Genomic DNA, 3,382 nt, shown 5'->3' on the forward strand with positions numbered 1-3,382 from the left:
ATGACATCAGGCCATAGACCTCTCCTGACGTCGAGGTGACAAGGCAAAGTCCTTTAAAGAATTGAATGCTATTTATAGTTCTAAACCATCAATATGAATATCTGTCATTGGTAGGTACGAGGAATCTCCAGAGGTTCTATTATGTTCATACTTATCATTTTCTGATCCTAGTGAGATGCTTCCTAACGTCAGCATGACGGCTGCTCCGATTAATGTCATTGGTAGGCACGAAGGATCTCCAAGGGTACAATTAGACGGTTGAACTACTGGAAAAGTATTCAACTCTTATGGTCAAAATCATCCTTTTTCTGAACCTCATGAGATGCTTCTCCCGATAGCCATCGGGGTCAGCATGACGGCTGCTCCGAATTATGTCATTGGTCGGCACGAGGGATAACCAGCGGTACAATTAGACGGTTGAATTACTGAATAAATATTTAACCTTTTTGGTCAAAATCATCCTTATCCTGAACCTCAGGAGATGCTTCTCCCGATAGCCATCGGGATCAGCATGACGCTCCGAAAATCTGTCATTGGTATAAAAATATTCCTAATAAAAGCTTAAACCTGACCCCCTACAGTTGTTACCTGCCTTTTAAAGTTAATCAAAATCATAGTCCCCTTACTGACATCCTGCATCAATTTTCCATCAATCTGACGGGTAAGCAAATCAACCAATTGGGTGCCAAAACCCGTGCCTTTAGCTTTTTCATCCAAAGCTTTGCCCACTCCATTATCACTGATTTTAAGTTGGAAATTGTCTTCATTCAAATTTTCTAAACTCAATTGAATATGCCCTTTTTCTCCTTTGGGAAAAGCGTATTTCAGTGCATTGGTGAGGAGCTCATTGACTATCAATCCTAAAGGCACAGCCGTATCCACATCCATTTCAAGTTCCTTCATTTCAATATTGACTTTAATCCTGTCGGATTCATTGTAAGAATCCAGAATATTGATGCAAAGGTTCTCGAAATAATTTTTCATTTCAATAAATGCCAAATGCTCGCTTTGATACAATTTTTGGTGCAATATACCCATAGAATGCACCCTGTTTTGGCTTGCCAACATGACTTCCTGCATGGTAGGGTCATCCATTTTTGCAGACTGTAGGGCCAGTAATCCCGACACTACTTCCAGGTTATTTTTTACCCGGTGATGTATCTCCTTAAGCAATAAGACATTTTGATTATTTTTTATTGAGAGCTCATTTTGGGTTTTGGTCAGATCCCTGATCATGGTATTAAGTTGATGGGTCCTTTCTTCTACCTCTTGCTCCATAGCAAGAAATAGCCTGCCATACTGATTGGTGATATAAATGTAAATGCCCAATGGATAACTGATATAAAGCAATATCAGGTCTACATAATAAAAGAATGTACTCAGCGTGATGAGGTCAGCATTGACCATCCTATTGACCAATAAAAAAACGGAAGTACCTATAGCTCCAAATGTCACATAAAGCGCCCCTTTATTTTTCTCATTAATGGCTATCCGCATAATGATGACCATCAAAACTATGACCGCAAGGATAATGGTAGCATCAAATAGAATAAAATTGAAAACAGGAATAAAATAATTGGCGGTCCTTAACAGTGCCAACCAAACCAGGTGCCTGGTCCAATAAAATTTTTGTATCCTAAACAGAGAACTTAGCGAATAGGGTAATAGCCCATAACCCAAGCCAAACGCGGTGGAATTCAAAATACTACTAAAAATTGGATTGGAAAAACCGTTTAAATCTACAAACAGCAGTATATGGGCACAAATGGCTGCACATAAAAAGAAAAAGGTGATCAGCGTAATCACGAGGTAAGGCTCTTCTTTCCTGAATTTGAAATATAGGAGAACATGCAACAGCAACAGGATAGAAAGCACCACTACGATTACTGACAGCGTCGCAAAGCTATTGGCATACCGAAAGTCTGAATATTTGGCCCGGATTGTCGAGGAAAAGCCAATATTAAAGCCTAGGTTTTCAGAAAAGTACCTGAATATTTTAAAGTTGTTTTTTGCCTGATGGTTGGAAAATCTAACAGCTAAGGTATGAACAGCTTTTGGTGTTATTTTCAATGGTCTGTCTCCGTCATAGTCGGGAGTATACGTTTTCTCCAGTTGGTTAGCAGGTGAAAAACTTCCGTAGCTAGCCACTAGCTCTCCATCCAGGTAAATTTCTGCTGCCCCCCAGGAGTAAAAATATAGCCTTTCAATTGCTTCAATGGTTTTTGGATCGGCAGTAAAGGTAATCCTCCACCATCCAAAGCCCGACCAAAGGCTATCCGGCATTTGGTAAGCTTTTAAGCCAATAGGGTCTATGTAGTACCAATCCGCATCATCAAAATTAGGATTGGCCCAATCCGGATTGTCGCCGGGCTGATACCTCCAATTGTCTTTGAAATTTAACTCAAGCAATCCTTCCTTAATTAGGCTTCCGTCCACATGTGGTTTTTGTGCATAGGAATCTAAAGTGCTCAAATAAAATAAAATAAAGGCAGTACCGAAAAAGTATAGATATTTTGATATTGGGTTTTTAAAATGAATTTGGGGACAATTCAGCATACACCAAACATAAATTTAATTTTTGAAATTTCAGGCAAAAATAACCTTTTGGTGAGGAATAATTCAAACAGGATGGTCAAGAGGGGGTGCCTCGTGAATCCCATTTTCCTACCAAAATCTTCATTCGGAAAGTAATTCCGTTCATTGGGGAAATTTTTTACCCCTTTAGTCCTAAGCCAGGACAAAGGAAATTTTGAATTAACTAAATTTTCGGGCATATAGCTTATTGGACTATTAAATTAAGCTAAAACAGAAAATCATGAAACTTCTAACAACACCCATACTGATTATACTATTCCTCATGATGAGTTGTACAAATAATCAGGAAAAGAATATCACGAATGCCCAATCGGGCAGCTATTTTGATTATTCCAACAGCGATGACCAAATTACCGGAGGCATCAAAATGATTCCTATCGAAACTCCAAAAGGTACATTCAATGTCTGGACAAAACGCATGGGCAACAATCCCAAAATGCGTCTATTGTTGCTTCATGGTGGGCCGGGGGCTACACATGAGATTTTTGAAAATTTCGATGGTTACCTTCCCCATGAGCAAATAGAATACATTTATTACGATCAACTCGAAAGCTACTACAGCGATCAACCCAACGATTCTTCGCTATGGACCATCGAACACTTTGTTGAGGAAGTGGAACAAGTGCGCAAAGCCCTGAATCTTAGCAAGGATAATTTTTATCTGCTCGGTCAATCTTGGGGCGGAATTCTGGCCATGGAATATGCGCTAAAATACCAGGATAATTTAAAAGGCTTAATTATTTCAAACATGGTAGCAAGCCTACCTGAATACGAAAAATATGCATCC

The 3,382-nt window shown here is 39.3% G+C and carries 2 protein-coding genes; one reads left to right on the forward strand and one right to left on the reverse strand.

Translation table 11 applies throughout. The annotated features are described in order from the left end of the window. Window positions 1-561 precede the first annotated feature (561 nt). A complete protein-coding gene (locus tag ACEW8O_RS25800) occupies window positions 562-2,472 on the reverse strand; it encodes a histidine kinase dimerization/phosphoacceptor domain -containing protein (protein WP_373497508.1) in 1,911 nt (636 codons plus the stop codon). 385 nt (window positions 2,473-2,857) lie between these two features. Here ACEW8O_RS25800 and ACEW8O_RS25805 point away from each other — a divergent pair. Continuing rightward, the coding region (locus ACEW8O_RS25805; RefSeq protein ID WP_373497509.1) for a proline iminopeptidase-family hydrolase at window positions 2,858-3,382 on the forward strand (525 nt) is incomplete at its 3' end.

The organism is Aquiflexum sp., from assembly GCF_041749095.1.
Lineage (GTDB): Bacteria > Bacteroidota > Bacteroidia > Cytophagales > Cyclobacteriaceae > Aquiflexum.